We start from the raw sequence: 26,363 nt of genomic DNA, 5'->3' as shown, positions 1-26,363 counted from the left end.
TGCTGCTCGTTCCTCGCTTTGACGCACGCTACATAAATCACCCACGCTGCTCCGCTTGTGCCTACGCCCGGGACCTGACCTCGAGCGCCAGCAGCCGCATGATTCGTGTAGCTTGCGTCAAGGGCGAGGGACGAGCCAGCAAGCGGCGAATTATGCGGCTGGGGGCGCGAACGCAACCCCAGGCGGCTAAGCCAGAGTGATCAGATCCAGGTAGTCTTCGTTCCAGTGGTCTTCGACGCCGTCGGGCAGCAGGACAACGCGCTCCGGATTGAGGGCTTCGACGGCCCCTTCGTCGTGGCTGACCAGGACGACAGCGCCACTGTAGTTCTTCAGGGCGCCCAGGATCTCGGCGCGGCTGGCAGGGTCCAGGTTGTTGGTCGGTTCGTCCAGGAGCAGCACGTTGGCGCTGGAAGCCACGATCGTGGCCAGCGCAAGGCGGGTCTTCTCGCCACCGGAGAGGACGCCGGCAGGCTTGTCCACGTCGTCACCGGAGAACAGGAAGGAGCCCAGGATGCCGCGCACTTCCGCGTCCTTCATGTCGGGAGCAGCGGAGCGCATGTTCTCCAGGACGGTGCGGCCGACGTCGAGGGTCTCATGTTCCTGGGCGTAGTAGCCCACCTTGAGTCCGTGCCCGGCGATGACGTCCCCGGTGTCCGGCTTGTCCACGCCCGCCAGCATCCGCAGGAGGGTGGTCTTGCCGGCGCCGTTGAGGCCGAGGATGACCACCTTGGAACCGCGGTCGATCGCCAGGTCCACGTCCGTGAAGATCTCCAGCGAACCGTAGGACTTGCTGAGGCCTTCGGCCGTGAGCGGGGTCCTGCCGCAGGGCGACGGATCCGGGAAGCGCAGCGCTGCGACGCGGTCCTGCTCGCGGACGGCCTCCAGCCCGCTCAACAGGCGCTCGGCACGTTTGGCCATGTTCTGGGCGGCGACGGCTTTGGTCGCCTTGGCCCGCATCTTGTTGGCCTGGTCAAAGAGGACCTGGGCCTTCTTTTCGGCGTTGGCGCGTTCCCGCTTGCGCGCGCGCTCGTCGGTTTCGCGCTGCGTGAGGTAGCGCTTCCAGTCCATGTTGTAGAAGTCGATCTGCGCGCGGTTGGCGTCGAGCAGGAAGACCTTGTTGACGGTGGCTTCGAGCAGCTCGGTGTCGTGGCTGATCACGATCAGCCCGCCCTGGTGGTTCTTCAGGAAGTCGCGCAGCCAGGCGATGGAATCGGCGTCGAGGTGGTTGGTGGGTTCGTCGAGGAGCATGGTCTCGGCGTCCGAGTAGAGGATCCGGGCCAGCTCCACACGGCGGCGCTGGCCGCCGGACAGGGTCTTGAGCGGCTGGTTCAGCAGGCGGTCCGGCAAGGCCAGGTTGGAGCAGATCGCCGCGGCCTCGGCTTCGGCAGCGTAGCCGCCGGCGGCGAGGAACTCGGACTCGAGCCGGTCATAGCGGTTCATCGCCTTGCGCTGTACCGCGGCATCCTCGCTGGCCATCTCTTCATGGGCCAGGCGGAGTTTGCCGACGGCGATGTCCAGGCCGCGGACGGACAGGATGCGGTCACGTGCGAGCTGCTCCATGTCGGGTGTGCGGGGATCCTGGGGCAGGTAGCCGATTTCACCGGTGCGGGTGACTTTGCCGGCGGCAGGAAGTCCTTCCCCCGCCAGAACCCTTGTAAGCGTGGTCTTGCCCGCTCCGTTGCGGCCCACCAGGCCGATCTTGTCTCCCTTGTCGATGCGGAAGCTCACCTGGTCCATCAGGAGCCGGGCGCCGGCACGCAGTTCAAGATCCTGGACAGTAATCACAGCAGGTAGAGCCTTTCACAAAGGGGATAAGCCGCAGCCCGGAGCGTCTGTGGCGGGCGTGGGCGGCTATGGCCGGAGAACGGCCTATCCAAGTCTACCGTCCGCGCCTGCACTGCAGAACCGCAGCACGTGCGGGGACTGTTCGGTTTCGGGTGCCGGACGCGGATCGGGTTTGCGTCCGCACCCTGTCGAATCGGGAAACGAAGAAGCTTCTTGAAGCTCCCGGATCATGCAACGCTGGTTCCATGGATCTGGAGGTGCTACCCGAGCTCACGATTCCCGCGTCCGAACTCGACTGGCGGTTTTCGCGCTCGTCCGGACCAGGCGGTCAGCACGTCAACACCACCGACAGCCGGGTCGAGCTCTCGTGGAACGTCAGTGAGTCATTGGCGCTCTCAGACAGCCAACGGCTGATCCTGCTCACGCGTCTCGGACCACGCCTCATCGGCGGGGTGATTACCGTGACCGCTTCCGAGCAGCGCTCCCAGTGGCGCAATCGCGGGATTGCCCTGGCCAAGCTCGCCGACCTTGTGGCAAACGGCCTTGCCCCGGCTGCACCCGCCCGCCGGGCAACCAAACCTACCCGCGGCTCGAACCGTCGCCGGCTCGTGGCGAAGAAACTGCGGTCAACAACGAAACAGCAACGCAAGCGGCCGTCCGCCGAGTAGCGGAACTTTGAGAAGTCGTCAGCACGGAAATGTCCGGGACATCAGCTGGCTCCTCGTTAACGACGAAGTACTCCAACACTTCAATGATGAGATCAGGACGAGGGGGCATGAGCGGAAGGATCACCCACGAGCTTCTGGCCGGATTCTGGTCAACGGCCGTAACGGTTGAGTTCGCCCGCATCTGGCGTGACAAGCCCAAGTTCGTCTTCTCCCGTGTGGTGCCGGGCCAAGGACGGCCGCTGTTCCAGGCGCCGGACGTCAGGATGAACCTCAAGCTGGACGGGACGTGGACCTTCGGCAACGGATTTGTTCTACTCTGCCACCAACCCCAATAAGCAAGCGCTGCCGCTTAGGATGCTCAGATGGGGGAAAATTCAAGCAGGAAAAAGTCGGCGCCGCACCGGCCCATTTACGTTGAGGCCCGCATTCAAGCTCCCATGGACCGGGTATGGAAACTGAGCCAGGATACTTCCTTGCATGCCAAGTGGGACCTGCGGTTCTCGAGGATTGTTCCACTTTCGATAGACGGCGAGGGAGTACAGCAATTCCGCTGCGAGTTCCGCCTTCCGTTCCATACCATGCACGGAACCGGGACATCTTTGGGAAACCGGGACCGGTCCGACGGGCAGTCGACTTCGGTACTGAAATTCGACACCTTTGACCCATTGTCGCCAATAGGCCGCGGCTCCGGTTATTGGCGGTATATCCCAACGAAGGCCGGTCTTCGGTTCATTACGGGGTACAACTATTCGCCCGGCATGGGGGCACTGGGAAAGCTGATGGATTCCTGGTTGTTCCGCCCGGCATTGGGTTGGGCGACAGCCGTAAGTTTTGACCGTTTACGGATGTGGGCGGACTTCGACCTCGATCCGAAGGCATCCCGCAACCGGTGGTTCATGGATGCAGTGGCCAGGGCGGTAGGCATCGTCACGGCCGCCTTGTTGCTTCGCGCAGCGGTGGAAAAACGAAACGCCACAGCTGCCATCGCATGCCTGGCGGTTGCGGGTGCCTCGTGCCTCGTTCCGCCGCATCGGACGGTGCCCAGGGCAGGGCGATGTTTGCGGCAGGCTCCGGACCTTCGTTCCTGGCACGCCCCCTCCGCCCTCGCCACCCTGGCTGCTCCGGCCGGTCGTGACGGTGTCAGCTTTCGAGCAAAGGGTGGCGATGGCGTCGATTTTTGAGCGGGCGCTGGGGAAAGACTTCCACCGTCTGCATCCGATGCTGCAGAAACGCTTCGGCGTTGGCACTGCCGCGGGCTACGCCTGCGTGGGGCGCGGCGTGTTTTCGGAGGTCCGCCGGGGGGCATGGTGGACCGTCCCGTTCCTTCAGCTGGGGGCCTACCGCAACATCCTCTTTCCGGACCAGGGCAAGGACATCCCCTTCACTATCGAGAATTACCCCTACACCGACGGTTTCGGGCGCCCTACAGTCACTTTCGTCAGAACTCTGGAACTGCCCGGATCCAAACAACGGCGTTTCGACGCCACGATGGTGCACAGCGCAGGAAGGGGCGGCGTTGTCGACTATCTGGGCACGCACCAGCATCTGGCAACTGACCTCGCCCTGGAGGTCTTGTCCGACGGGTCGCTTCACCTTCAAACGGGGGCGCAGCGATTTTACGAAGGCTTCGCGGCGTTCGAGTTTCCGGCTGCCCTCACCGGCACAGCGGACTTGTATGAGAACTTCGACGACGCCCGCGGGGTTTACACAATTCAGATGCAGGTGCGGAACCCGTTCCTCGGATTTCTCTTCGGATACCGTGGCGAGTTCACATGCACGTTTCCCGCTCTGTCCGCTGGAGCAGTCCCTGGGCACCTGAAGCCAGTGCGGGAAGAAAGCCGCGAATAGGCCGTGGGCTTAACAGCCGGGGACGGGTTCGGAGGCTTGGGAGAATCTATCCATGGAATTCAACCGGCTGTTGCAGATCCGGCGCATCTATGCGCAGCCTGCTGCACTCGACCTTCCCCGGGGCAAGGAGATCATCGAACGCTGGCCGGACGCTGAGGTGGTGCTGGTTGAGAACCACTGGAACATCCCGGAGGTGCACGGTGACGAAGCGAACGTCCCGCGCTGGTCCCGGATTAAGACTGAGGCGCTGGTCCTCGGCGTCAAAAAGGCGCTGACGGTCAAACCGAACGGCAGGTCCGCGGATTTCATTGCTCCCTCCACCGCTAACGGCTGCGCCATGGCATGCGCCTACTGCTACGTGCCCCGCCACAAGGGCTACAGCAATCCTGTAACGGTGTTCGCGAACATCGAGCAGATTGCGGCCACCCTTGAACGCCACGCCACCCGCCAGGGCATGAAGCTTGAGCCCAACCAGTGCGACCCTGAGCTCTGGGTTTACGACATCGGCGAGAACAGCGATTGCTCCGTTGATGCCCTGATCAGCGACAACGTGGAAGATCTTGTGACGCTCTTCCGCGACCTGCCCACCGCAAAGCTGTCCTTTGCCACCAAGTACGTGAACCCGGCGATGCTGGGCTGGGACCACGGCGGCCACACCAGGATCCGCTTTTCCCTCATGCCGGCGGACCTGGCGAAATCGATTGACGTCCGGACCTCGCCGGTGGCCGATCGGATGGCTGCCATTAACCATTTCGTTGATGCCGGGTACGAGGTCCACGTGAATTTCTCCCCCGTCGTCATTACTGACACCTGGCTCAGGGACTGGGAGGAATTGCTGCGCGAGCTCGACTCCACCCTGAGCCCCGCCGCCAAGGCCCAGCTCGCGGCAGAGGTGATCTTCCTGACCCACAACGAACGGATCACGAGGTGAACCTGGGGTGGCACCCGCAGGCCGAGCAGGTCCTGTGGCGTCCGGACCTCCAGGAACCGAAGGTCTCCTCCAACGGCTTCAACAACGTCCGCTACCGTTCAGGAACCAAGGCCCGCTACGTGCATCAACTGACCGCCCTTATTGAACAGATTGCCCCTTACTGCCGCATCCGCTACGCCTTCTGAGGGCATTTCCCCCGCGCCGCGCTAGACTGGATCGATCATGATCGGTGCCCGTAGGCGTCTTCTGGCCTGGCTCATTGTCCTGGCAGGCTTCCTCGCGGGCTGCACACCCACAATCGGCGTCGGCGACGCCGCGACAGGCCACCCGCTCCCGGCTTCCTCCGCCACGACGACCGTGACTGAAGCCGCCGTCGCCCCTGAACAGGTCCCGGCAGCCGTAGGGGATGCCGCCGTGGCTCCTCAGCAGGCGCCGTCACCCACTTCGACGCCGGTTCCCACCCCACCCCCGGTCCCCCAGCCGTTCGCCCTCAACCTTTACCAGGAGGGGGACTTCGTGCCGCAGTACACCTTCGACTGGTGTGTTGCAGCGAGCATCCAGATCGCGCATAACCTCGTGGACGACACAGGGGGCGGCAGCTGGACCGATTCCGGCCAGCAGGGTGAGCTGTGGGAGATGGCCCGGGCAAGGTCTTCGAACTCATTCAACGGTGCCAACCCCTTCGGTTGGGCCCAGGTGCTTACCGAGGCGGGGATGGGGCCCTACGGTGTGGTCAGCATCGCCGACTACGACAACGCGCTGCAGGCCGCGGCACGCGCCATGGCCGACACGGGCCGGCCCGTCGGGCTGGTGATGTGGAGCGGTCGGCACGCGTGGGTGATGAGCGGGTTCGAGTCGATCGGCGATCCCGCCGAGTTCCCCGAGTTCTCCGTAACCGGCATCCGCGTCCAGGATCCGCTCTACCCATACGGCAGCGGCCAGTGGGGACCGTCGCCCGAGCCCAACAGCCTGCTCACTCCGGAGCAACTGGCGACGCAGTTCGTCGTCCGCGAGCCGCGCCGGTGGAGCAGCGACCTGCCAACCGGCTACCTGCTGGTACTGCCGCAAGCCCAGGGCTGACCTGGCCCTCGCGAGGAATGGAAGGGTGCTGCGTCCTTACAGGCCAGGACTTAGCACCCCTTTTGAAGAATTGGTCCGCGTTGGAAATCGCGGGCGGTCGCATGCTTTTATACACTTTGCCGTGAATACAGCCAAGGCTGTACTTTTGGGTTATGGAAAAGCTCATGCAGGCACCAGTGCTGGCCCGGTTCGGCTATGCGGTTTCAGACCCTACCCGCGCCCGGGTTCTGCTGGCACTCTCGGGCTCCCCGTCCTACCCCTCGGACCTGGCTGAGTCCCTGGGCGTTTCCCGGCAGAGCATGTCCAACCATTTGACGTGCCTGCGGGGTTGCGGCCTGGTGGTCGCTGTCCCGGATGGGCGTAGGAGCCGGTATGAGCTTGCCGACGCGCGGCTGGGCCGTGCGATCAAGGACCTGCTCGGTGTTGTCCTGGCCGTGGACCCGGCCTGCTGTGCTCCGGATGGGGAGTGCTTCGCATGACCGCGCTGCTGCAGAGGCTAAGCTCAGAACGCCGGGCGTTGCTGAACCGTCGGATTCGGCTCTTTGCCGCCGCGACCATCACCTACAACCTCATTGAAGCGGTGGTGGCGCTCTGGGCCGGCAATGTTGCCGGCTCCGTTGCCTTGATTGGGTTCGGGCTGGACTCCGTCATCGAGGTGACCTCCGCCTTGGCGCTGTCGTGGCAGTTCTCCGCGAAAGACCCAGAACGGCGTGAGCATCTGACGTTGCGGATTATCGCTATCTCCTTCTTCGCCTTGGCCGCGTTCGTAACCATGGACGCTGTGCGGTCACTGACGGGCGGGGAGGAAGCTCAACATTCCACCCCCGGTATCGTGATCGCGGCCCTGAGCCTGGCGATCATGCCCGTTCTGTCCTGGGCGCAGCGCCGGGCTGGACGGGAACTGGGGTCCCGGACGGCCGTGGCCGACTCCAAACAGACCCTGCTGTGCACATACCTTTCCGCGGTCCTGTTGGTTGGCCTGGTCCTCAACAGCACTCTGGGCTGGTGGTGGGCCGATGCAGGCGCAGCCCTGATCATCGCCGGTATCGCAGTCCGTGAAGGCGTCAACGCCTGGCGGGGCGAAGCCTGCTGCGCCCTTCCCCGCACCGGAGACGTCCACGGCCATGGTGAAGAAGACGATGACTGCTGCGCACCTGCAACCACCGTCACAGCCTCAGCAGTATTGGGAGCTCGCGTGGATCTGGAGCAGGAGGGCGGCTGCTGCGCCGGCTGCCAAGCCGATGCTAAGCCTGCGCCGGGGATCCTTACCCTCGGGACGAAACCGGTCGATCGTTGAGCGCCCTCTCCACCGCCGGAACGTCCGGATCGCAATCCGGCCCATCCTCACGATCCTCTTTACTCGCGGTTTGATGGGCAGCTGAGCCCCGGTGCCCTTGCAGTTGTGGTCGGTTATCTACGGCCCTGCGCACCACCGTGGGTCGGCTTTTGTTCTACAGCCTCTCTTCGCGGGCGTCAGGGTAGTCCTCTTCGTCGTCGAGGGAGGGAGCCATGGCCTGTTCCATCAAATCTGCTTCCGAGGCCTCCTGTCCTGCTGCTGCGCCCGCTATCCCGGCATAGCCTGTGCTGCCGGGCAGCACGTCCGTATGTTGCTCGATGACATCGGCTTCCGGGGCATCATCAGGCAGCGGGTCTTTGACAGTGAACTCCTCGGACCCCTCAGGCAGGATGGGCGTCTGCTGCTCGAGGGCGTCAGCCTCCGGTAAGTCCCGCGGCGTTTCCGGCTGTGAGTCCGTGTTCATCATTTACCTCCTGTAACCGAGTGGTGCTGTTCTCTGCCAATGGATGCCCACCGGAACGTGGTCCGAACCCAGGAAATGCGCCTCTTGCATCAGTCTGACACTGGTCCTGAGAAATTTACAGGCGGGGATCCCCGTACTCATGGGCCAAAGCCGCCATTCACGATTCAGCTCGCAGGGCGTGACCTTAACCGATCCGCTCCGCCAGGGACACGATGATTCCTTCCGGGCCCCGCACATAGGCCATGCGCCAGACGTGCTCGTATTGGCCGACGCCGCCCACCAGACCGTAGCCGTCCGCGGCCAGCCGCTCAAGGGCGCCTTGAAGATCGTCCACCTCGAAAGCGACGTTCCGCAGGCCCAGTTCAGTGGACATCGCAGCGGGAGACCCTGGCTCGTGGCCCGGTTGGACGAAGCTCGACAGCTCCACGCCAGCACCCCATCGGGCGGCCGCAGCATAACGATCTCGCTGCGGGAGTCGGGAATGCCGATGACGGTGTCCACAAACTCTCCCTCCATGAACATCCGGCCCTCCACCTCAAGCCCCAAACCGACGAAGAATGCCGTTGCTTTATCCAGGTCAGCAACAGTGATGCCGACGTGGTCGAAGCGTCGCACAAGTGACACAGGGGGCAGTCTCCAGTTCCCGGTTGTAGTACGTCTGCCTGGCCGGAGCGGTGGTGGGATCTGCCACCCTGAAGGTACTAGCCGTCAGCCTACGCCCCGAAGGCCTGGAACGGTGCTCTCCACCGCGCACGCCTGAGGGAAGCAACCGCGGAGGAGAAGAGACAGAGTTGTGCCGAGCGCTCAGCTCCGGCCCCCGGCCTTAGTAGGTCACCTACAAAATGCGGGCAGTCACGCCCCGGTAACGTCGGCAGTACATTAGATTCCGCTTGTACAACCCCGACAGGACCGCCATGAGCAACGCCGACACCGCCGTTACAAACACCCTGAACAGCGGGCGCCGCCGCTGGAACGCCACCGACCTCGGACTGATTGCCGTCTTCGCCGCCCTCGTCGCCGGCGCAGCCCTCGTGCCCGGACTCGCGGTCAACGGCTTCGGCGTCCCCATCACCTTCCAGACCCTTGCCGTGATGCTCACCGGCCTGGTCCTGGGCCCCGGCAGGGGCTTCGCCGCCGTCGGCCTTTACACCCTGCTGGGCCTCGCCGGCCTCCCCATTTTCAGTCAGGGCCGCAGCGGGCTGGGTATCCTCGCCGGCCCTTCAGCCGGTTACATCATCGCCTTCCCCATCGCCGCCGGCATCGTCGGATGGTTAGCCACCGTGGTGATCCGCCGGACCACCAAGGCCCGTGCCCTGTGGCTGTTCCTGTCCGCCACTGTCACCAGCGTGCTGGTGGTGCACTCACTCGGGGTCGCCGGCATCGCATTGAACACCAAGGCCACCCTGGGCCAGGCCTTCGTGAGCGACCTCGTCTTCTACCCCGGCGACATCGTCAAGAACATCCTGGCCGCGGTCATCGCCGTCGCCCTCCACCGCGCCTTTCCGGACATCCTGGTGCGCCGGGTCCGCCGCAACGCCGCCAAGACCACCAACGCCGCCCAGACCACCAACGCCTAGGTCTCCCGCATGCCCGCTGTGACCTTTGACCAGGTAACGGTCGCCGCCGAAACAGAAAACTCGCCGGAGCCCAAAGTCCTCCTTGACGCCGTCGACCTCCGCCTCACGGAGAGGCGCGTGGGCGTCATTGGCGCCAACGGTTCCGGGAAATCCACCCTCCTGCGCCTGGTCAACGGCCTCATCCAGCCAACAACAGGCAGAGTGGAGGTCGACGGCGACAGTACAGTCAGTGCCGTCCGCAAGGTCCGCAGGAACGTCGGCTTTGTCTTCACAGATCCCCTCTCCCAGCTGGTGATGCCCACCGGCCGGGAGGACGTGGAACTCTCCCTCCGGCGCTCGGTGAAAAACGGCGCCGAGCGGCGGAACCAGGCAGGCGCAGCGCTGGATCGCCTCGGGCTCCTGCACCTGGCCGACCAAAGCATCTACGAGCTCTCCGGCGGTGAAAGGCAGCTGATGGCGCTCGCCGCCGTGCTCGCGGTAAACCCAAAAGTCCTGGTGCTCGACGAGCCTTCCACCCTCCTGGACCTCCGCAACCGCGAACTCCTCCGGGGGACCCTGGCCGGGTTGGACCAGCAGATCATCATGTCCACCCACGACCTTGACCTCGCACTGGAAATGGACCGTGTGCTGGTTATCGAAAACGGCAAAGTCGCATTCGACGGCGCCGCGGCGGAGGCTGTGGCGGCCTACCGCACCCTCTGCATGGAGGGCCTCCACGCGACAGAACCGAGCCCCCGGTGAGGGGCCACGGCTTCCTCCTGGCCAACTACGTCCCGGGGAACTCCCTGGTCCACCGCTCACCGCTGGCGCTGAAGTTCCTCCTGGTCTTCGGCTGCGGCCTGGCCTCGTTCATCATCCAGGACTGGCTCATCTCCGCGGCGGTGCTCGCCGTACTGGGCGGCCTCTTCCTGCTCACCGGCGCCGGCATGAAACGGTTGTGGGGCGCGGTCCGACCGCTTGCCGCCGTCCTGCTGGTGATCGGGCTCTTCCAGTGGTGGCAGCTGGGAGCACCCACGGCGGCCCGGATCGTCCTGAACATCCTCATCTGCGTAGTGGCGGCATCGCTGCTCACCGCCACTACACCGGTGCAAAAGCTCCTGGACGGCGTGGTCAAGGCGGCGACGCCGTTCCAGAGATTTGGCGCCGACCCCGAACGCTTCGCCCTGACCATCGGCATCATGCTGCGCAGCATCCCCTACATCGCCGGCACGTTCGCCGACGTCCGGGATTCCGCCCGGGCGCGGGGATTGGAGCGCAATCCGCGGGCCCTGATCCTGCCCGTGTTCATCACCTCCGTGGCCTTTGCCCGGCAGACGGGCGAGGCACTCGCTGCCCGCGGCCTGGGTGAGGCAGAGGACTGACGTGCCGCTGGTAAGCGGCTAAAAGCACTCGTACCGCAACAAGGCCGCCGTCCCCATGCCGCCGGCGATGCTGATCATGGCCAAGGCCAGGCTTCCCGGCGTTCCGTTTCGGCGTGCCTGGGCGAGCAGCCGGGTCACCAAAACGGCGCCAGACGCACCGTACGCGTGGCCCAGGGCCAGCGCCCCGCCGTCGAGGTTTACCCGCCCGGCGTCAATAGCCAGCTCGTCGAGGCTGGCCAGCGTCTGCGACGCGAACGCCTCGTTGAACTCCACGAGGTCCAGCTCATCCGCGCTCACGCCGGCAGCAGTCAACACGTCCCGTGCCGCGGCGGCAGCACCGATGCCCAGTACCTCTGGTTCCACACCGGCAGTGCCGGTGCCCAGCACGAGCAAGCCGTCCGGCGCACCCAGTTCCCGGGCGCGTTTCATTGAAGTGATCACGACGGCGGAGGCAGCGTCCGCGTCGAAGCAGGAGTTTCCGGCGGTGACAGTTCCCCCCTCCACGAAGGCCGCCGGGAACCGCGCCATCACCGCTGCGCTCAGCCCCCGGCGGGGGCCGTCATCCACGGCAACCGTCCCGTCGCCGACAGCGAGCGGAACCAGTTCGTCGTCGAAATGTCCCGCCTCGGCTGCGGCAAGGGCCCGCCCGTGGCTGCACAGGGCGAACGCATCCTGCCGGTCCCTGCCGACGCCGAACTTCTGCGCCACGGTTTCGGCCGCCACGCCCATGTCCGGGTCGCCGAACTTCTCCGGCACAAACCGGGCGCGCCGGTAAAACTCCGGTGCACCATCGTCGTTCCGGTGCGCCCGCAAAGGCGCGGTGCTGGTGCTTTCCACTCCCCCGGCCAGAAACAAGGGATTACCGCCTGCCGCTACCAGGCCCGCAGCGAGAACAATGGCGTCCAGTCCCGAACCACACTGGCGGTCCACCGTGAGGCCGGGCACGCTGACCGGCAGGCCGGCATCCAGCAATGCAAGCCGCGCTACGTTTCCGCCGCCGCCCACGGCGTTGCCGACTACAACGTCGGTGACGGCACCAGGCGCCAGCCCGGTCACGAGCTCGCGCAGGACGGGCGCCAGAAGCTCATGGGCCCGGAGTTCCCGCAACGCACCATTGGTCCGGCAGACGGGAGTCCTCCGGGCTGCGATGATGACAGGCTGGCGGTCCGGCGGAAGGAGGAGTTCAGGTGCCAAGGCTGCGGATCCTGGGATCTCCCGCGCTGATCCAGTCCAGCAAGAGGTTCCGGCTGACCTTGCCCCGCTCCGTGGCGGGCAGTTCAGTGACCGCATAGTATTGCAGCGGCCACTTGTCGCGCGTCAGGATGCCCTCCAGTCCCGCCTTCAGCTGGGTGGCAGTCACAGCTCCGGCGGAGGGAACGATTGCGGCCACCACGCGCTGGCCCCGCAGGTCGTCCGGCATCCCGGCGGCAATCGCAGCGGCTACGCCGGGCACAGCGGCCAGGGCCAGCTCCACCTCATGCGGGTACACATTTTTGCCGGCGGTGAGGATCATGTCTGCGCGGCGGCCCAGGATATGCAACTCCCCTGCTTCCAGGTAGCCCTGGTCCCCCACGGTAAACCAGCCATCGAAGGACTTCAGGGCCTGGCCGTCGTCACCCCAGAGGTAGCCGTTGCTGACCATCCCGCTGCGCACGCAGATGTTGCCGGCTGCCCCGCCCGGTAAGAATTCGCCGGAGTCACCGAGGATCCTGACGTCCACGCCCGGGAAGGGCCGGCCAATGCCGGTTCCACCGGCCGCGGCCGCTTCACCGGCAGGAAGGCCCGCGCCGGAAACGAAGCTCAGCTCGGAGGCACCGTAGTACTCAAAAATCGTGGCATGAGGCGCCCAGCGGCGGGCAGCTTCCAAGGTCCGGGCGTCCAGCTTGGACCCGGCACAGATGATGGTGCGCACCCCGGACGCGTCCACGCAACCGGTCATTCCACGTTCGCTGAGCATCCTCAGCATCGTGGGCACCAGTACCAGCCGGGTGACACGGTCGTGCGTAATGGCCGCGTGGACGTCGCCGACGTCGAACGCTTCGAGGGTCTGGAATTCCGAACCCGCGTACAGGCACTCGGCCAGGGCATACAGGTTGAGGCTCGCGGCGAGCGGGCCCGGCGCCAGCGTCACGTCGTCCTGGTCCAGTCCGAAGAATTCGATGGAGGCTTCGAACGATTCCTGCCAGGACCGCCGCGACCGGCTGAAGGCCTTCGGGACGGAGGTTGTTCCCGAGGTGAGCCCTATAAGGAACGTGGCCTCGGGCGCGCCGTCGGCAAGGTCATCATCCGGGGATACAGCGGCAGGCCGGGCGGAAGACTCCACCCGGCGGACGATATCCTCCTGCAGTGCTTCAGGCCAGGCAGGATCAAGGACGGCGCACTGGCGGCCACCCGCTACAGCGGCAGCGAACTTCACCGCGAAGTCCACCGAATTGGCCTCGCAAAGGGATGTAACGGCTTTTGTATCGGGCACCATGCGGGCAGCGGACGCGCGCAGCTCCGCCCACGTGAGCCGCTGACCGGCAACCACGACGGCAGTGTCGTGCGGCCGCTCTTCGGCCCAGCGCTGGATCTTGTTGAGGAAAGGCATCGGATCAACTTTACCGGCCGGCGCGGATTGAACTCCGAGTCCGCGGGTATTGTGACCTTATGAGCTTCAACGACAACGTTCAGCTGGATCCTTCACAGGTCCAGGATCGGCGCGGCATGGGCCGTGGAGTGAAGGTAGGCGGAGGAATCGGCGGCGGGCTCATCCTGCTCATCGCCACGTTGCTGGGCGTGAACCCGCAGTTGCTTGAGGGCCTCGCGGGTGCCGGGCAGGCACCGCAGAGCCAGGGCACGGCACCGGCCTGCGAAACCGGCGCCGACGCCGACGCCCGCGTGGACTGCCGCATTACCGGCACCGTGAACAGCCTGAACGCCTTCTGGCCGGCTTATCTGCAGCAGTACAACGTGCAGTACCCGCAGCCGGAGACGGTAATTTTCGAGCAGGGGGTCGACACCGGCTGCGGTACGGCCTCCAGTGCCGTTGGACCGTTCTATTGCCCCACCGACACCACGGCCTACTTTGATCCCGGTTTCTTCCAGGAGCTGGTGGACCGTTTCGGGTCCTCGGGCGGTCCCCTCGCCCAGGAATACGTGGTGGCCCACGAGTTCGGGCACCACATCCAGAACGTGCTGGGAAACCTGGACCAGGCCCAGCAGGATCCGCAGGGACCTGAATCCGGCGCCGTGCGCGTTGAGCTCCAGGCCGACTGCTACGCCGGCCTGTGGGCAAAGCACGCCTCCACCCAGCCCGGGCCGGACGGCCAGCCCTTCCTGGAGCAGCTCACCCAGCAGGATCTCAACGACGCCCTGTCCGCTGCTTCGGCGGTGGGCGACGACCGGATCCAGGAAGCGGCTACCGGGCGGGTCTCTCCCGAGGCCTGGACCCACGGCTCCAGCGAACAGCGCCAACGCTGGTTCTACACCGGCTACGAAACCGGAGACATCAACCAGTGCGATACCTTCTCAGCAACTAACCTCTAAGCCACCGACTGCTCCGTAAACGCCGTTTTGAGGGTCCATAAGGGCACTTACGGAGCAGTCGATGAGCCAACGACGACGGCGGGTCACCCAGGAAAGGTGACCCGCCGTCGTATTCCCAAAAGGGGCCTCCGCCGGCCAGGGAGGCGGTGGGGATTTAGATGTTGAAGCCGAGGGCCCGCATCTGGTCCTTGCCGTCGTCGGTGATGCGCTCCGGACCCCATGGCGGCATCCAGACCCAGTTCAGGCGCCAGTCGTCAACCACGCCGTCCAGCGCCTTGCCCACCTGCTCCTCGAGGACATCGGTGAGCGGGCACGCTGCGGTGGTCAGGGTCATGTCGATCAGCAGCGCACCGTCGTCGTCTGAGTACTTCAGGCCGTACAGCAGGCCCAAGTCCACGATGTTGACGCCGAGTTCAGGATCAATAACGTCCTTCAGCGCCTCCTCGACGTCCTCAAGGCTCGTGCGTGCCGCGTTGATTTCGGTCATGGCGAATGTCCTTACTAGGCCTGTGCTGCAGCGGGGGCAGCGGCTGTGCCGGCGCCCTTGGCGTAGCGGTCGTAGCCTTCTTCTTCAAGGCGGTCGGCGAGCTCGGGGCCGCCCTCTTCAACAACCTGGCCGTCCACGAACACGTGCACGAAGTCAGGCTTGATGTAGCGCAGGATGCGCGTGTAGTGCGTGATGAGCAGCGTGCCCATGTTGCCGTCCGCGTGGGCGCGGTTGACGCCCTCGGAAACAACCTTCAATGCGTCAACGTCCAGGCCGGAGTCAGTCTCGTCCAGGACGGCAAACTTGGGCTTGAAGAGCTCCAGCTGGAGGATCTCCACGCGCTTCTTCTCGCCGCCGGAGAAGCCTTCGTTGACGTTGCGCTGGGCGAAGTCGGCATCGATGCGCAGCTGCTCCATGGCAGCCTTGACGTCCTTGGTCCAGGTGCGCAGCTTGGGGGCTTCGCCGTCGATGGCGGTCTTGGCGGTGCGCAGGAAGTTGGTCATGCTGACCCCGGGGACCTCCACCGGGTACTGCATGGCCAGGAAAACGCCGGCGCGGGCGCGCTCGTCAACGCTCATTTCCAGGACGTTTTCGCCATCCAGGGTGATGGAGCCGCTGGTCACGTTGTAGCGGGGGTGGCCTGCGATGGTGGAGGCCAGCGTGGACTTGCCGGAGCCGTTGGGGCCCATGATGGCGTGGGTTTCGCCGGTCCGGATGGTCAGGCTGACGCCCTTCAGGATTTCCTTGGTGCCCTGTTCCGTCTCAATGCTGACGTGCAGGTCCTTGATCTCAAGAGTAGACATATGTCTTGTTCTCCTCTGCACCGTGCCTGGCGGCGGCGGTGCGGTCTCTGTCTGGAAGTTGGTTCGTAATTCTGTGGTGCTAGCTGAAGTTGGGGGCTTCGGCGCCGTTGAGGATGTTGGTGAAGTCCACGTAGACCTCATCGCCCCTGATTTCGACGGCGAAGACGGGCACGGGATCATAGGCCGGCAGCTGCAGCGGTTCGCCGGTGCGCAGATCGAACTGGGAGCCGTGGCCCCAGCACTCGATGGCACAGCCCTCCACTTCGCCCTCGGACAGTGAAATGTCCGCGTGCGAGCAGGTGTCGCCGATTGCGTGGATCTCCCCCATGGAGTCCTTGACGATCGCCACAGGGTAGTCATCGATCAGGATCCGCAGCGCCTGCTTCAGCTGGATCTCATCCACCTTGCAGACAAGCTCGCCCTTTGGCTGGTCAGTCATCTGTAAACCCGTGCTCCGTGCCTTCTAGTTGTCCGTCAGTGCGAGCTCGTGCTCAACAGCCTCGGTCAGCCGCTCCTCGATGGAGGGGACCTTGATCTGCTGGATGATCTCGTTAAGGAAGCCGCGGACCACCAGGCGGCGGGCAACATCCTCCGGGATGCCGCGGGCCATCAGGTAGAACAGGTGCTCATCATCCATCCGGCCCGTGGCGCTGGCGTGGCCTGCACCCTCGATCAGCCCGGTCTCGATTTCGAGGTTGGGCACGGAGTCGGCGCGGGCGCCGTCGGTCAGCAGCAGGTTGCGGTTGGCCTCGTAGGTATCGGTGCCTTCGGCTTCCTTGCGGATCAGGACGTCGCCAACCCAGACCGCGTGGGCGTTGCGGCCCTGCAGTGCGCCCTTGTAGAGCACGTTGGACTTGCAGTTGGCCACGGCGTGGTCCACGAAGAGGCGCTGCTCCAGGTGCTGGCCGGCATCGGCGAAGTACAGGCCGAACATTTCAGCCTCGCCGCCCGGGGCGGTGAAACGGGCCGACGGCGTGACGCGGACCAGGTCGCCGCCAAGGCTGACCATCACGTGCTTGAGCTTGGCGTCGCGGCCGATCTTTGCCTGCTGGGAGGAGGCGTGGACGGCGTCATCGTTCCATTCCTGGAGCGTGATAACCGTCAGGCTGGCGCCGTCCTCGACGATGATCTCGACGTTCTCCGAAACAACGGCGGAGCCCTTGTGGCTCAGGACCACAACTGCCTTGGAGAACTTTTCGGCCACGATCACCAGGTGCTGGGCGGCGGCCTCGAGGGACGTGCCTTCGATGTCGACCGTGATTTCCGTCGTCGCCTCGAACTCGGACGGGATGGTCACCACGGTGGCCCCGGCGAAGTTCTCCCAGGCGTTGGCGGACACGCGGTCCTCGGGGATGCCGGCGGTACCGATGCGCTTGTCATCGCGGTTGACGCTCTCGACGGTGACCTGCTCGGGACCGTTGACCACCACGGTGGGAGCGACGCCGGCCAGGACCTCGGAGTGCAGGCCGCGGAGACGCTTGAGCGGGGTGAAGCGCCAGTCTTCCTCCATGCCGGTGAGCGGCTTGAAGTCGGCAAGCTTGTAGGACGTCAGGCGCCCGGCGCGTGAGCTGTCCGGGATGCCAACGCCGCCGCCGTGCGAGTGGCTCTTGGCCGAAGCGCCGGCCAGCGGTGCCTTGGTGCCCGCATTGATGGGTGAGAGGCTCTCGCCTTCTTCGGTGAAGCCGTTGATGAACGGCTGGGCTGAGGGCGCGCCGATGCGCGCCTTTTCGGTAGTGATTTCAGTCATCGTTATCCGACGGACCCTTCCATCTGCAGTTCAATCAGGCGGTTCAGCTCAAGTGCGTACTCCATGGGGAGCTCGCGGGCAATCGGCTCGATGAAACCGCGGACGATCATCGCCATGGCTTCGTCTTCGCGCATGCCGCGGGACATCAGGTAGAAGAGCTGCTCTTCGCTGACCCGGGAAACAGTTGCCTCGTGGCCCATCACAACGTCGTCCTCGCGGATGTCGATGTACGGGTAGGTGTCCGAGCGGCTGATGGTGTCCACCAGCAGCGCGTCGCAACGCACAGTGTTGGCGGAGTGCTTGGCGCCTTCACGGACCTGGACCAGGCCGCGGTAGGCGGCACGGCCACCGCCGCGGGCCACCGACTTGGAGATGATGGAGCTCTTGGTGTTCGGCGCGATGTGGACCATCTTGGAGCCGGTGTCCTGGTGCTGGCCTTCGCCGGCGAAGGCGATGGACAGGGTTTCACCCTTGGCGTGCTCACCCACGAGGTAGACAGCCGGGTACTTCATGGTGACCTTGGAACCGATGTTGCCATCGACCCATTCCATGGTGGCGCCCTCTTCGCAGATGGCACGCTTGGTCACCAGGTTGTACACGTTGTTGGACCAGTTCTGGATGGTGGTGTAGCGGACGCGGGCGCCCTTCTTCACGATGATCTCAACAACTGCCGAGTGCAGCGAGTCCGAGGTGTAGATCGGAGCCGTGCAGCCCTCGATGTAGTGGACGTAGGAGTCCTCGTCCGCGATGATCAGGGTCCGCTCGAACTGGCCCATGTTCTCGGTGTTGATCCGGAAGTATGCCTGCAGGGGGATATCCACGTGGACGCCCTTGGGAACATACACGAAGGAGCCGCCGGACCAGACCGAGGTGTTCAGCGAGGCGAACTTGTTGTCGCCCACCGGGATGACAGTGCCGAAGTACTCCTGGAAGATCTCCGGGTGTTCCTTCAGCGCGGTGTCGGTGTCCAGGAAGATGACGCCCTGGGCTTCGAGGTCCTCGCGGATCTGGTGGTAGACAACCTCGGACTCGTACTGGGCGGCAACGCCGGAGACGAGGCGGCTGCGCTCAGCTTCCGGAATACCCAGCTTTTCGTAGGTGTTCCGGATGTCCTCGGGCAGGTCCTCCCAGGTGGCTGCCTGCTTCTCCGTGGAGCGGACGAAGTACTTGATGTTGTCGAAGTCGATGCCGGACAGGTCCGCGCCCCAGGTGGGCATGGGCTTGCGGTCGAAGTACTTCAGGCCTTTGAGGCGCAGGTCCAGCATCCACTCCGGCTCGCTCTTCTTGGCCGAAATGTCCCGGACTACCTCTTCATCGAGCCCGCGGCGTGCGTTGGCGCCGACGTCGTTCTTGTCAGCCCAGCCGTACTCGTAGTTGCCGATGCCGTGGAGCTCGGGATTCTTTTCCAGAATCTCCGAGATCACAGTGTTTTCGGCGACTGCTTTCTCTGATAGTTGGTCCGTCATCACGGCCTTTCTTGCTGATGGTTGTTTACTTCATTCAGGCTGGCGGGGGCTGCCGGGGGCCTTGTGGGCGCCTGGGCAGACAGCCTGCCTGTGGGAATGTGGGTGGTGCAGACGTGCCCGCCGCGCGCCAGGGTGGAGAGCCGGCGGACGTCCACGCCCACCAGGCGTGAGAAGACTTCGGTCTCCACGTCGCAGAACACAGGGAACCGGGCGGCGAGCTGCTGGATGGGGCAGTGGCCCTGGCACAGCTGCACGCTGGAAAGGGCCGCCGGGAGCGGAGCCTTGGCTTCGATGGAGGCTGCCGAGGCGACGAAATTATCGCGGCTCAGCGCTTCGGCCAGCGCCCTGGCACGATCAGTAACATCGGGCCCGGCCTTTTCGATTTCAGGCGCGTAGCGGCGCTCCATGTCAGCGAAGCGTTCGACGGCGAAGGCCCGCACGGCGTCCGGGCCCGCCATTTTCTGGAGCTGCTGGAGTGCCAGGGCGGCGATATCAAGGTAGTCGTTGCCCAGGCTGGACTGTCCCTGCGAGCTGAGGACGTAGCGGCGGGCGGGACGGCCCGCCCCTGCACCGGACCTGGCCACGCGCTTGACTTCAATCACACCTGCCCGCGATAAATGGTCCAGGTGCCGCCGCACGGCTGCCGGGGTGAATCCCAGCAGGTCGCCGAGTTCGGCCGCACTGACAGGTCCGTGTTCCAGGACGGCGGACAGGACACGGTCCCGGGTGCGCTCATCGGCGTCAGCCACCGGACCGGCAGCCGGGCGGCTGCGGTCTGCGGGAGCCTGGGAGGCCCCGTGCCCGGCGAAGGGCACAGCAGTAGCGTTGGTCATGGAATACACAACACAATAGTGTCGTAATTTAGTCCCGCATTCCAGTAAGGACAGGCTGACCTGGGCGGACCGCCGGACGGAGCCCGCGAAATACTACATCCCGTAGAATACTGGGGTGCGATCCCCCCAATCCCCCGTTCTGTCCATCAACGGGCTAGTTAAGGATGTTGGCCCGCTTGCCAGCCTGGACGGAAAAATGCTCCGGGTGGTCAGCGGAGTCTCCCTCATCGCCGAGCGCGGCCAGGTCACAGCACTGCTGGGTGCCAACGGCGCCGGAAAAACCACCACACTTGAGTGCGCCCAGGGCCTCCAGAAGCGCAGTGGCGGCACCATCTCGCTGCTGGGCCAGGACCCCGCATCGGCAGGGGCGGACCTCCGCTCCCGCGTTGGTGTGATGCTCCAGGACGGCGGGCTGCCGCCGTCGTCCAGGCCTGTTCCGCTGCTGCGGCACATCGCCGGACTGTACGAACGCCCGTGGCCCGTGGACGACCTGATCCAGCGCCTCGGCATTGATACGTTCAGCCGCGCTACAGTCCGCCGCCTTTCCGGCGGCCAAAAGCAGCGGCTGGCCCTTGCCGCCGCTCTGATCGGCAGGCCGGAAGTCCTGTTCCTTGATGAGCCCAGCGCCGGCCTGGACCCGCAGTCGCGCCAACTGGTGTTCGATCTGATCACCGAACTTCGTGACGCCGGGATGGGCATCATCCTCACCACCCACCTGATGGACGACGCCCAACGGCTGGCCGACTACGTCTACATCATCGACGGCGGCCGGAACGTTGCCGAGGGAACTGTGCAGGAACTGCTCCAGCGCAGTCCCGGGGTGGAGGCCGGCGCCGAGCATATCCGCACCCTCGAGTTCGAGGCTGCTGCGGGGCTGGATTTCGACGGCGTCCTGCCGGACGGCATCGCGGTCTCCGAGACGCGCGCCGGCAGCTACTCCGTGGCCGGCAGCCTGACTCCCGGCCACCTCGCAACCCTGGCCCGGTGGTGGGAAACGCATGACATCATGCCAGCTTCGATGAGCCTGCAGGCGCGTAGCCTTGAAGACGTCTTTCTGGATATCTCGGGAAAGGACATCCGATGAACGGAACAGCGCCCGGCGCCGCTGCCGGCAATGCGCCCATCGCCGCAATGGGCGGAGTGTCCGGTACCCAACAGCCCGCCTCCCTGCTCCGGCGGGTGCTGCTGCAGGGTAAATACGAGGCTTTGGCCATGCTCCGGAACGGCGAGCAGCTGATCCTGGCAGTGGTGTTGCCGCTCCTGGCCCTCGTCGGCCTGACCGTGACGCCTTTCCTGGACGGGATGGGCGGCAGCCGTGTGGACGTGGCCGTTCCCGGAATCCTTGCGCTGTGCGCCATGTCCACGGCATTCACCGGCCAGGGCATCGCCACGGGCTTCGACCGACGCTATGGCGTGCTCCGTTTCCTTTCCACCACGCCACTTGGCCGCGGCGGCCTGATCGCCGGCAAGGCACTTTCGGTCCTTGCCGTGCTTTGCCTGCAGGTAGTCGTCGTCAGCGCTGTTGCCTTTGCCCTTGGCTGGCGGCCCGAGGCAGCCGGCTGGGTGCCCGGCCTGCTTCTCCTGGCACTGGGTGCAGCTGCCTTCACCGCGCTGGGCCTCTTGGTGGCGGGAACGGTCCGGCCGGAAGCAACCCTGGCCATCACCAACCTGCTGTGGATCCTGCTGGGCGCCCTGGGCGGAATCGTCATCCCGGCGGAACGGCTGCCCGCCGGCCCCCAGAACGTGGTGCACTTCCTGCCCTCGGGCTCGTTGGGTGAGGCCCTGCGCGAAGCTTTCCTCGGCGGCACGCTCAATGGCGGCGCCGCCCTCATCCTGTTGCTTTGGACGGTCATCGCCGGGGCAGCTGCCATCCGTTGGTTCAAGTGGAATTGAGATATCCGTGAGCACGGCGTCACGCCTCCCCCAGTTCGTCAACCGCCTGTCGTCCCGGCTGCCCCGCACCGTGGACGTCCGGGTGCGCCGTCTCGCCGTCGCCTCGCTGATCGGGCAGACCCTCCTGGTGGTGACCGGCGGAGCGGTCCGGCTGACGGCATCCGGGCTGGGCTGCCCCACGTGGCCGCGCTGCACCGACACCTCCCTCGTAAACACAGCCGAGATGGGCATCCACGGTTTCATCGAGTTCGGCAACCGGCTCCTTACCTTCGCCCTGGCAGCAGTTGCCGCCCTGATGCTGGTGTACCTGTGGAACCTCCGCAAGGAGCGCCGGGACCTGTTCCTGCTGGCCCTCGGCCTCCTGGCCAGCATTCCGGCGCAGGCCGTCATCGGCGGCATCACAGTGCTCACGAACCTTAACCCCTGGGTGGTGGGCCTGCACTTCCTGGTGTCCATGGCGCTGGTGGTGTTTGCCACGCTGCTGGTGAACCGTGCCTTCGGCCGGACCGGCCGGTTCCTGGCTGCCCGGCACCCCGCCCTGCCGGGGATCATGCGCCCCGTGACGGCCGCCGTCGCGCTCTTTTCCGCCATCGCCGTGATGCTCGGCGTTGTGGTCACCGGAGCCGGCCCGCACGCCGGCGACGCAGACGCTCCCCGCAACGGCCTGGACTGGGACCTCTTCTCGCACGTCCACGCCGTGCCGGCCTACCTGGTGACTGCCGGAACGGTGGTGGCCCTGGCACTGGTGTTCCTGCGCCGGATCCCGGGCCCCTTCCGCACCGCCGTGCTGGGACTCCTCGGCGTGACACTCCTCCAGGCCATCATCGGCTTTACCCAGTACTACAACGGCATTCCGGCCCTCCTGGTGGCGGCCCACATGCTTGGGGCCGCGCTGCTGATGGTGGCCTCAGCGAACGCCTGGGACCTCGCCAAAGCCAGCCCGGTGGAGTAGGTGGCACTTTCCGTCGAGTCAAACCCACGCGCCCGGTTCAGCTGAACCCGGGCGCCTGGGTTTCTTTGAGGGCTTCCTACCCGTCAGCCCGCATGCGCAGAAGCGGATTTCGCAGCCTCCTGGGCCGGGTCAAGGAGGCGGATGCCCGTTGGCTCCACCAGCAGTACCCGCGCGCTGGCGATGTCGTAGAACAGGCCGGTGGCCTGCACGGTGCCGGCGGCGAGTTCGGGACCTGCCACCGGATGGCATTCCAGCTTGTGCAGCTGAAAGGCAACGTTGACCATGGCCAGCTGATCCACCCGGCCGTAGCCTGCGGCTGCAGCTGCATGGGCAACAGGGTGGTCCGCCAGCTCCCGGTAGCTGGGCCGCGCGTGGTCCAACCAGGCGTCGAAGCCGGCGCCAAGCGTACCGTTGCCATTACCTTCGGCATCCTCGATCAGCGCCTTCATCGCACCGCAGTTGGAGTGCCCGCCGATAACGATCGAATCCACGTTCAGGGCCTTCACCGCGAAGGACAGGGCAGAGTCGATCGATGCGTCCTCGCCTTCGTGGCACACCACATTTCCGATGTTGCGGAGGGTCAAGAGGTCACCCGGGCCGCTGCTGGTGATCAGGTTGGGGTTCACCCGGGAGTCCACGCAGGCAACGAACAGTGTGTCCGGGTTCTGTCCGTCCGCCAGATCCTGGACCAGTGGCCGGACCTGGTCGGCGAAGCGCCGGTGGTACTTGTTGATTCCCTGCAGGAGCGACTCCCGTGCGCCTGGCCGTCCGTCCACGGTCACGGCTCCGCCCCCGGCAGACCCGGCGGACTGCCAGGATGTCCGGGGCGGGAGCGGAAGCTCCCGGACCTCCTGCCGCTGGGGTGCGCGGTGCGCCGCGTCCTGGAAGAGGGTGTTTCCGTGCTCCTCAAGGCGGACGGTCCCGCCGCCCGCCTGGTGCTGGTCCTGCCAGGCGATCAGGGCTTCGCGGAAGGCGTGGTCGACGTAGTCCGCGTTCAGCTCCACCACAATGTCCGTTCCTGCAGGAACCGAGTGCAGCACCCGGTTCAGCCGCGGCAAGGCAAAGAAACTGCATGAACCGGCAACAGTGACCCGCCAGGGGTCCGACGGCGAGACGGGCTGGTGCGCGTGGACTGCGGCCCGCAGTACCCGCCAGAGTACGCTGGCCGCGGCCAGCGCCAGGCCGATCATGACGCCTTCGAGCAGATTAAGGAACACCACGCAGAGCAGGGTCGCCACGTAGATCAGGAGATCGCCCGTGCGGAGGCTGGTGCGGATATCCGCAACCTTGATCAGGCGGGCGCCGATCACCACCAGCAGTCCGGCCAGGACGGACAGCGGAATCAGCTGGATCAGTCCGGCGAAGATCGCGGAGAAGGCCAGGACCCAGACACCGTGCAGCACAGCGGAGGCACGGGTGGCTGCACCGGCCTCCACATTCGTGGCACTACGGACAATAACGCCCGTCACCGGCAGTCCGCCCAAGAACCCGGAAACGATATTGGCCGCCCCCTGGCCCACAAGCTCCCGATTAAGGTTGGTGCGCGCCCCGCTGTGCATCTTGTCAACGGCCACCGCGGACAGCAGCGATTCAATGCTGGCGATCAGCGCCATGGAGATGGCGGCAAAGGCGACGGCACGCCAGTTGCCGTCGGGCAGCTGCGGCAACGCCACGGCGTCGAAAATAGACCCTTCGAAGGAGATCCGCTCAACCCCCGGGGCGAAGGCGACAGAGAGGGCGGTGCCGGCTGCGACAGCGGCCAGCGGCCCCGGAACACGGCGCACCGCGGCCGGAAGGTGCTTCCAGCCGAGCAGGATGACGACGACGGTGAGCCCCAGGAGGGCTGCGTGCAGTTCCACGTTGATGATGGCCGCGGGCATTGCCCCGAGGTTCTCCAGCGCGGAGCCGGCCGGTTGGGAGCCCAGCAACACCTGGATCTGCTGCAGGATGATGGTGATGCCGATGCCGGCCAGCATCGCCTTCACCACCACGGGCGAGACGGCCAGCGCGGCGCGCCCCACGCGGCTGATGCCGAGGAGCAACTGGACGACGCCGGCTGCCGCGGTGATCGCGCACGTCACCTGCCAGCCGAACTCCTGCACCAGCCCGGCCACGACGACGGTGAGTCCCGCGGCGGGTCCGCTGACCTGGAGCGGGGAGCCGCCCAGGCTGCCGGCCACCAGGCCGCCGATGGCGGCGGCGATAAGCCCGGCCATGATGGGCGCACCGGACGCTGCGGCTATGCCGAGGGACAGCGGGAGGGCGACGAGGAATACCACCAGTGACGCCGGGATGTCGGCGCCGGGATGCCCGAGGAGGCTTGGACGCCGGAGTCTCCTGGGGCCCTTTCCGCATGCGGGCGGGCCGTGGATAGCAGTTGGGACGGTGGAGGGATCAGGCGCCTGTGCCATGGTTATTCCTTTGCTCGCGGAGGCAGGATCCATTCCACCGTAACCAGACAGTCATGAAGGCTGACAGCAAAAGTGACCAGCATGACAAAAATGTCACATGCAGGGCGGCGCGAAAAGCTATCGCTGATTGGTCGTTAAAAACAGCCGGTGATTAAGCCTGTCGAAATCCGGCTCGACAGGCTCAACCACCGAGTAAACCCATCCGGGCGGCAGGAAAATGCGGTGTGCCGGTTAGCCGGCGATGACCGCGGGACCGACGAACGGATCCACTGCGAGGGCGATGAAGAGCAGGGTGAGGTAGCTGATGGAGCCGTGGAAAACCTTCATGGCCCGCTTGTCCGAGATGTCCTCGCGCTGGGCCCGGTTGTACAGGGAATGTGATTCATAGAGGAACCAGGCCCCGGCCAGAACGGCTGTGACTGTGTAGACCCAGCCGGCCCCGCCGGCGGGAACCATGAGCAGCGAGCAGGCCACCATGGCCCAGGCGTAAAGGACCACCTGTACGGAAACCACCTTGGCTCCGGCGATGGCGCCAAGCATGGGAACCTTGGCGTTGCGGTAGTCCTCGCCGTAGCGCATGGACAGCGGCCAGTAGTGCGGCGGCGTCCAGAGGAAGATCACCATAAAGAGGATGACGGCGGGCCATTCCACCGAGTTCGTGACGGCCGCCCAGGCGATCAGCACGGGGAAGCAGCCTGCGGCGCCGCCCCACACGATGTTCTGTGCGGTGCGCCGCTTGAGGATGATCGTGTAGATCACCACGTAGAAGAAAATAGCGCCGAGGCCGAGCCAGGCGGACAGGGGGTTGGCCCCGAACCACAGGATGGCGATGGCGGCCGCACCCAGGAGCCACGAGAATACCAGGGCTTCACGCGGGGTGACTTCGCCGGTGACCAGCGGCCGGTTCTCGGTGCGGTGCATCAGCTTGTCGATGTCCCGGTCAATGTAGCAGTTGAACGCTCCGGCGCTGCCGGCCGCGAAGGCACCGCCCACCAGGGTGGCCAGGATCAGCCCGATGGAAGGAAAGCCGCGCTCGGCGTAGATCATGGTGGGCAGTGTGCTGACCAGCAGCAGCTCAATCACGCGGGGCTTGGTGAGGGCGAGATACGCCTTTGCCTTACGGGCAATCCCGGCGCTTGACCGGGATGCGTTCAGCGGCGTATCTGTTGTGCTCACGGTGGCAGTCACCCGTTCTGTTGGCAGTTCTGTCTGGCTAACCAGCTTTGTCATGCG

The 26,363-nt window shown here is 65.4% G+C and carries 27 protein-coding genes and 1 pseudogene; 15 read left to right on the top strand and 13 right to left on the bottom strand.

The window, feature by feature from the left end:
* Positions 1-186 precede the first annotated feature (186 nt).
* Positions 187-1,785, bottom strand: coding sequence for an ABC-F family ATP-binding cassette domain-containing protein (locus tag FBY31_RS02570; protein WP_142036501.1), 1,599 nt, complete (start codon positions 1,783-1,785; stop codon positions 187-189).
* Positions 1,786-2,030: 245 nt separating this feature from the next.
* Here FBY31_RS02570 and arfB point away from each other — a divergent pair, with 245 nt between their 5' ends.
* The 8 genes and pseudogenes from arfB (at position 2,031) to FBY31_RS02530 (ending at position 7,609) form a co-directional block, all read left to right on the top strand.
* A complete protein-coding gene (arfB, locus tag FBY31_RS02565; RefSeq protein WP_142036498.1) occupies positions 2,031-2,453 on the top strand; it encodes an alternative ribosome rescue aminoacyl-tRNA hydrolase ArfB in 423 nt (140 codons plus the stop codon).
* A gap of 107 nt (positions 2,454-2,560) precedes the next feature.
* Complete coding sequence (locus tag FBY31_RS02560; protein ID WP_235012902.1) at positions 2,561-2,788, top strand: hypothetical protein; 228 nt, start codon at positions 2,561-2,563, stop codon at positions 2,786-2,788.
* Between the two features lie 138 nt (positions 2,789-2,926).
* A complete protein-coding gene (locus FBY31_RS02555; protein ID WP_142036494.1) occupies positions 2,927-3,634 on the top strand; it encodes a hypothetical protein in 708 nt (235 codons plus the stop codon).
* On the top strand, positions 3,618-4,301 hold the full coding sequence (locus FBY31_RS02550; protein ID WP_142036491.1) for a DUF4166 domain-containing protein: 684 nt from the start codon (positions 3,618-3,620) through the stop codon (positions 4,299-4,301). Before FBY31_RS02555 ends, FBY31_RS02550 begins: the two co-directional genes overlap by 17 nt.
* Before the next feature lie 52 nt (positions 4,302-4,353).
* A pseudogene (locus FBY31_RS02545) lies at positions 4,354-5,417 on the top strand (spore photoproduct lyase family protein).
* A 37-nt stretch (positions 5,418-5,454) separates the two neighbouring features.
* Entirely contained in the window at positions 5,455-6,312 is an 858-nt protein-coding gene (locus FBY31_RS02540) for a hypothetical protein (RefSeq protein WP_142036488.1), read from the top strand.
* Positions 6,313-6,464: 152 nt separating this feature from the next.
* Positions 6,465-6,791, top strand: coding sequence for an ArsR/SmtB family transcription factor (locus tag FBY31_RS02535; RefSeq protein WP_142036485.1), 327 nt, complete (start codon positions 6,465-6,467; stop codon positions 6,789-6,791).
* The gene (locus FBY31_RS02530; RefSeq protein WP_142036482.1) at positions 6,788-7,609 is read left to right on the top strand and encodes a cation diffusion facilitator family transporter; all 822 of its coding nucleotides are present in this window, start codon (positions 6,788-6,790) and stop codon (positions 7,607-7,609) included. Before FBY31_RS02535 ends, FBY31_RS02530 begins: the two co-directional genes overlap by 4 nt.
* A 154-nt stretch (positions 7,610-7,763) precedes the next feature.
* On the opposite strand, the gene FBY31_RS02525 is transcribed toward FBY31_RS02530, so the two are convergent.
* Both FBY31_RS02525 and FBY31_RS23645 read right to left on the bottom strand, forming a co-directional pair.
* Entirely contained in the window at positions 7,764-8,072 is a 309-nt protein-coding gene (locus FBY31_RS02525; protein WP_235012898.1) for a hypothetical protein, read from the bottom strand.
* 184 nt (positions 8,073-8,256) lie between these two features.
* Complete coding sequence (locus FBY31_RS23645) at positions 8,257-8,445, bottom strand: hypothetical protein (RefSeq protein WP_327436906.1); 189 nt, start codon at positions 8,443-8,445, stop codon at positions 8,257-8,259.
* A gap of 541 nt (positions 8,446-8,986) precedes the next feature.
* Here FBY31_RS23645 and FBY31_RS02515 point away from each other — a divergent pair.
* From FBY31_RS02515 to FBY31_RS02505, 3 genes are read left to right on the top strand one after another with little or no spacing between them, the layout of a single operon-like run.
* Entirely contained in the window at positions 8,987-9,649 is a 663-nt protein-coding gene (locus tag FBY31_RS02515) for a biotin transporter BioY (protein WP_142036480.1), read from the top strand.
* 9 nt (positions 9,650-9,658) lie between these two features.
* Positions 9,659-10,390 carry an energy-coupling factor ABC transporter ATP-binding protein gene (locus FBY31_RS02510; RefSeq protein WP_142036477.1) on the top strand — a complete coding sequence of 244 codons (732 nt, stop codon included), beginning with the start codon at positions 9,659-9,661 and terminating at the stop codon, positions 10,388-10,390.
* The gene (locus FBY31_RS02505) at positions 10,387-11,010 is read left to right on the top strand and encodes an energy-coupling factor transporter transmembrane component T family protein (RefSeq protein ID WP_142036475.1); all 624 of its coding nucleotides are present in this window, start codon (positions 10,387-10,389) and stop codon (positions 11,008-11,010) included. The genes FBY31_RS02510 and FBY31_RS02505 overlap by 4 nt, the downstream gene beginning before the upstream one ends.
* An 18-nt stretch (positions 11,011-11,028) precedes the next feature.
* On the opposite strand, the gene FBY31_RS02500 is transcribed toward FBY31_RS02505, so the two are convergent.
* Together FBY31_RS02500 and FBY31_RS02495 are read right to left on the bottom strand one after the other, a co-directional pair.
* A complete protein-coding gene (locus tag FBY31_RS02500) occupies positions 11,029-12,204 on the bottom strand; it encodes a thiolase family protein (protein WP_235012897.1) in 1,176 nt (391 codons plus the stop codon).
* Positions 12,194-13,600 carry a class I adenylate-forming enzyme family protein gene (locus FBY31_RS02495; protein WP_142036470.1) on the bottom strand — a complete coding sequence of 469 codons (1,407 nt, stop codon included), beginning with the start codon at positions 13,598-13,600 and terminating at the stop codon, positions 12,194-12,196. The genes FBY31_RS02500 and FBY31_RS02495 overlap by 11 nt, the downstream gene beginning before the upstream one ends.
* Before the next feature lie 59 nt (positions 13,601-13,659).
* Between FBY31_RS02495 and ypfJ the strand changes: the two genes are divergently transcribed.
* Positions 13,660-14,538 carry a KPN_02809 family neutral zinc metallopeptidase gene (gene ypfJ, locus FBY31_RS02490; protein ID WP_142036467.1) on the top strand — a complete coding sequence of 293 codons (879 nt, stop codon included), beginning with the start codon at positions 13,660-13,662 and terminating at the stop codon, positions 14,536-14,538.
* A 154-nt stretch (positions 14,539-14,692) separates the two neighbouring features.
* Here the strand turns inward: ypfJ and FBY31_RS02485 are convergent, their stop codons facing one another.
* The 6 genes from FBY31_RS02485 to FBY31_RS02460 form a co-directional block, all read right to left on the bottom strand.
* Positions 14,693-15,025: a metal-sulfur cluster assembly factor gene (locus FBY31_RS02485; RefSeq protein WP_066275677.1), complete on the bottom strand. Its 333-nt coding sequence runs from the start codon at positions 15,023-15,025 to the stop codon at positions 14,693-14,695.
* A 14-nt stretch (positions 15,026-15,039) separates the two neighbouring features.
* Positions 15,040-15,828, bottom strand: coding sequence for a Fe-S cluster assembly ATPase SufC (gene sufC / locus FBY31_RS02480; RefSeq protein WP_142036465.1), 789 nt, complete (start codon positions 15,826-15,828; stop codon positions 15,040-15,042).
* Between the two features lie 79 nt (positions 15,829-15,907).
* On the bottom strand, positions 15,908-16,267 hold the full coding sequence (locus tag FBY31_RS02475) for a non-heme iron oxygenase ferredoxin subunit (RefSeq protein ID WP_142036462.1): 360 nt from the start codon (positions 16,265-16,267) through the stop codon (positions 15,908-15,910).
* Between the two features lie 24 nt (positions 16,268-16,291).
* Positions 16,292-17,575, bottom strand: coding sequence for a Fe-S cluster assembly protein SufD (gene sufD, locus FBY31_RS02470; RefSeq protein ID WP_142036459.1), 1,284 nt, complete (start codon positions 17,573-17,575; stop codon positions 16,292-16,294).
* Positions 17,576-17,577: 2 nt separating this feature from the next.
* Positions 17,578-19,041, bottom strand: a complete 1,464-nt coding sequence (sufB, locus tag FBY31_RS02465; RefSeq protein ID WP_104997916.1) for a Fe-S cluster assembly protein SufB — start codon at positions 19,039-19,041, stop codon at positions 17,578-17,580.
* Positions 19,041-19,874, bottom strand: coding sequence for a helix-turn-helix transcriptional regulator (locus tag FBY31_RS02460; protein ID WP_142036457.1), 834 nt, complete (start codon positions 19,872-19,874; stop codon positions 19,041-19,043). The genes sufB and FBY31_RS02460 overlap by 1 nt, the downstream gene beginning before the upstream one ends.
* Positions 19,875-19,989: 115 nt before the next feature.
* Between FBY31_RS02460 and FBY31_RS02455 the strand changes: the two genes are divergently transcribed.
* Genes FBY31_RS02455 through FBY31_RS02445 form a run of 3 tightly spaced genes read left to right on the top strand, consistent with a single transcriptional unit; the run spans position 19,990 to position 22,719 of the window.
* On the top strand, positions 19,990-20,958 hold the full coding sequence (locus tag FBY31_RS02455) for an ABC transporter ATP-binding protein (protein WP_142036454.1): 969 nt from the start codon (positions 19,990-19,992) through the stop codon (positions 20,956-20,958).
* Between the two features lie 47 nt (positions 20,959-21,005).
* Positions 21,006-21,767: an ABC transporter permease gene (locus FBY31_RS02450; protein ID WP_142045001.1), complete on the top strand. Its 762-nt coding sequence runs from the start codon at positions 21,006-21,008 to the stop codon at positions 21,765-21,767.
* Between the two features lie 7 nt (positions 21,768-21,774).
* Entirely contained in the window at positions 21,775-22,719 is a 945-nt protein-coding gene (locus FBY31_RS02445) for a COX15/CtaA family protein (RefSeq protein WP_142036451.1), read from the top strand.
* Positions 22,720-22,802: 83 nt separating this feature from the next.
* Here the strand turns inward: FBY31_RS02445 and FBY31_RS02440 are convergent, their stop codons facing one another.
* Both FBY31_RS02440 and FBY31_RS02435 read right to left on the bottom strand, forming a co-directional pair.
* A complete protein-coding gene (locus FBY31_RS02440; RefSeq protein ID WP_142036448.1) occupies positions 22,803-25,130 on the bottom strand; it encodes a SulP family inorganic anion transporter in 2,328 nt (775 codons plus the stop codon).
* Positions 25,131-25,361: 231 nt separating this feature from the next.
* Positions 25,362-26,318 carry a heme o synthase gene (locus FBY31_RS02435; RefSeq protein ID WP_142036446.1) on the bottom strand — a complete coding sequence of 319 codons (957 nt, stop codon included), beginning with the start codon at positions 26,316-26,318 and terminating at the stop codon, positions 25,362-25,364.
* Positions 26,319-26,363: the final 45 nt, after the last annotated feature.

It is taken from the genome of Arthrobacter sp. SLBN-100, from assembly GCF_006715305.1.
GTDB lineage: Bacteria > Actinomycetota > Actinomycetes > Actinomycetales > Micrococcaceae > Arthrobacter.
The sequence above is the reverse complement of the archived record's forward strand: the minus strand, read 5'-3'. Positions and strand labels throughout refer to the sequence as shown.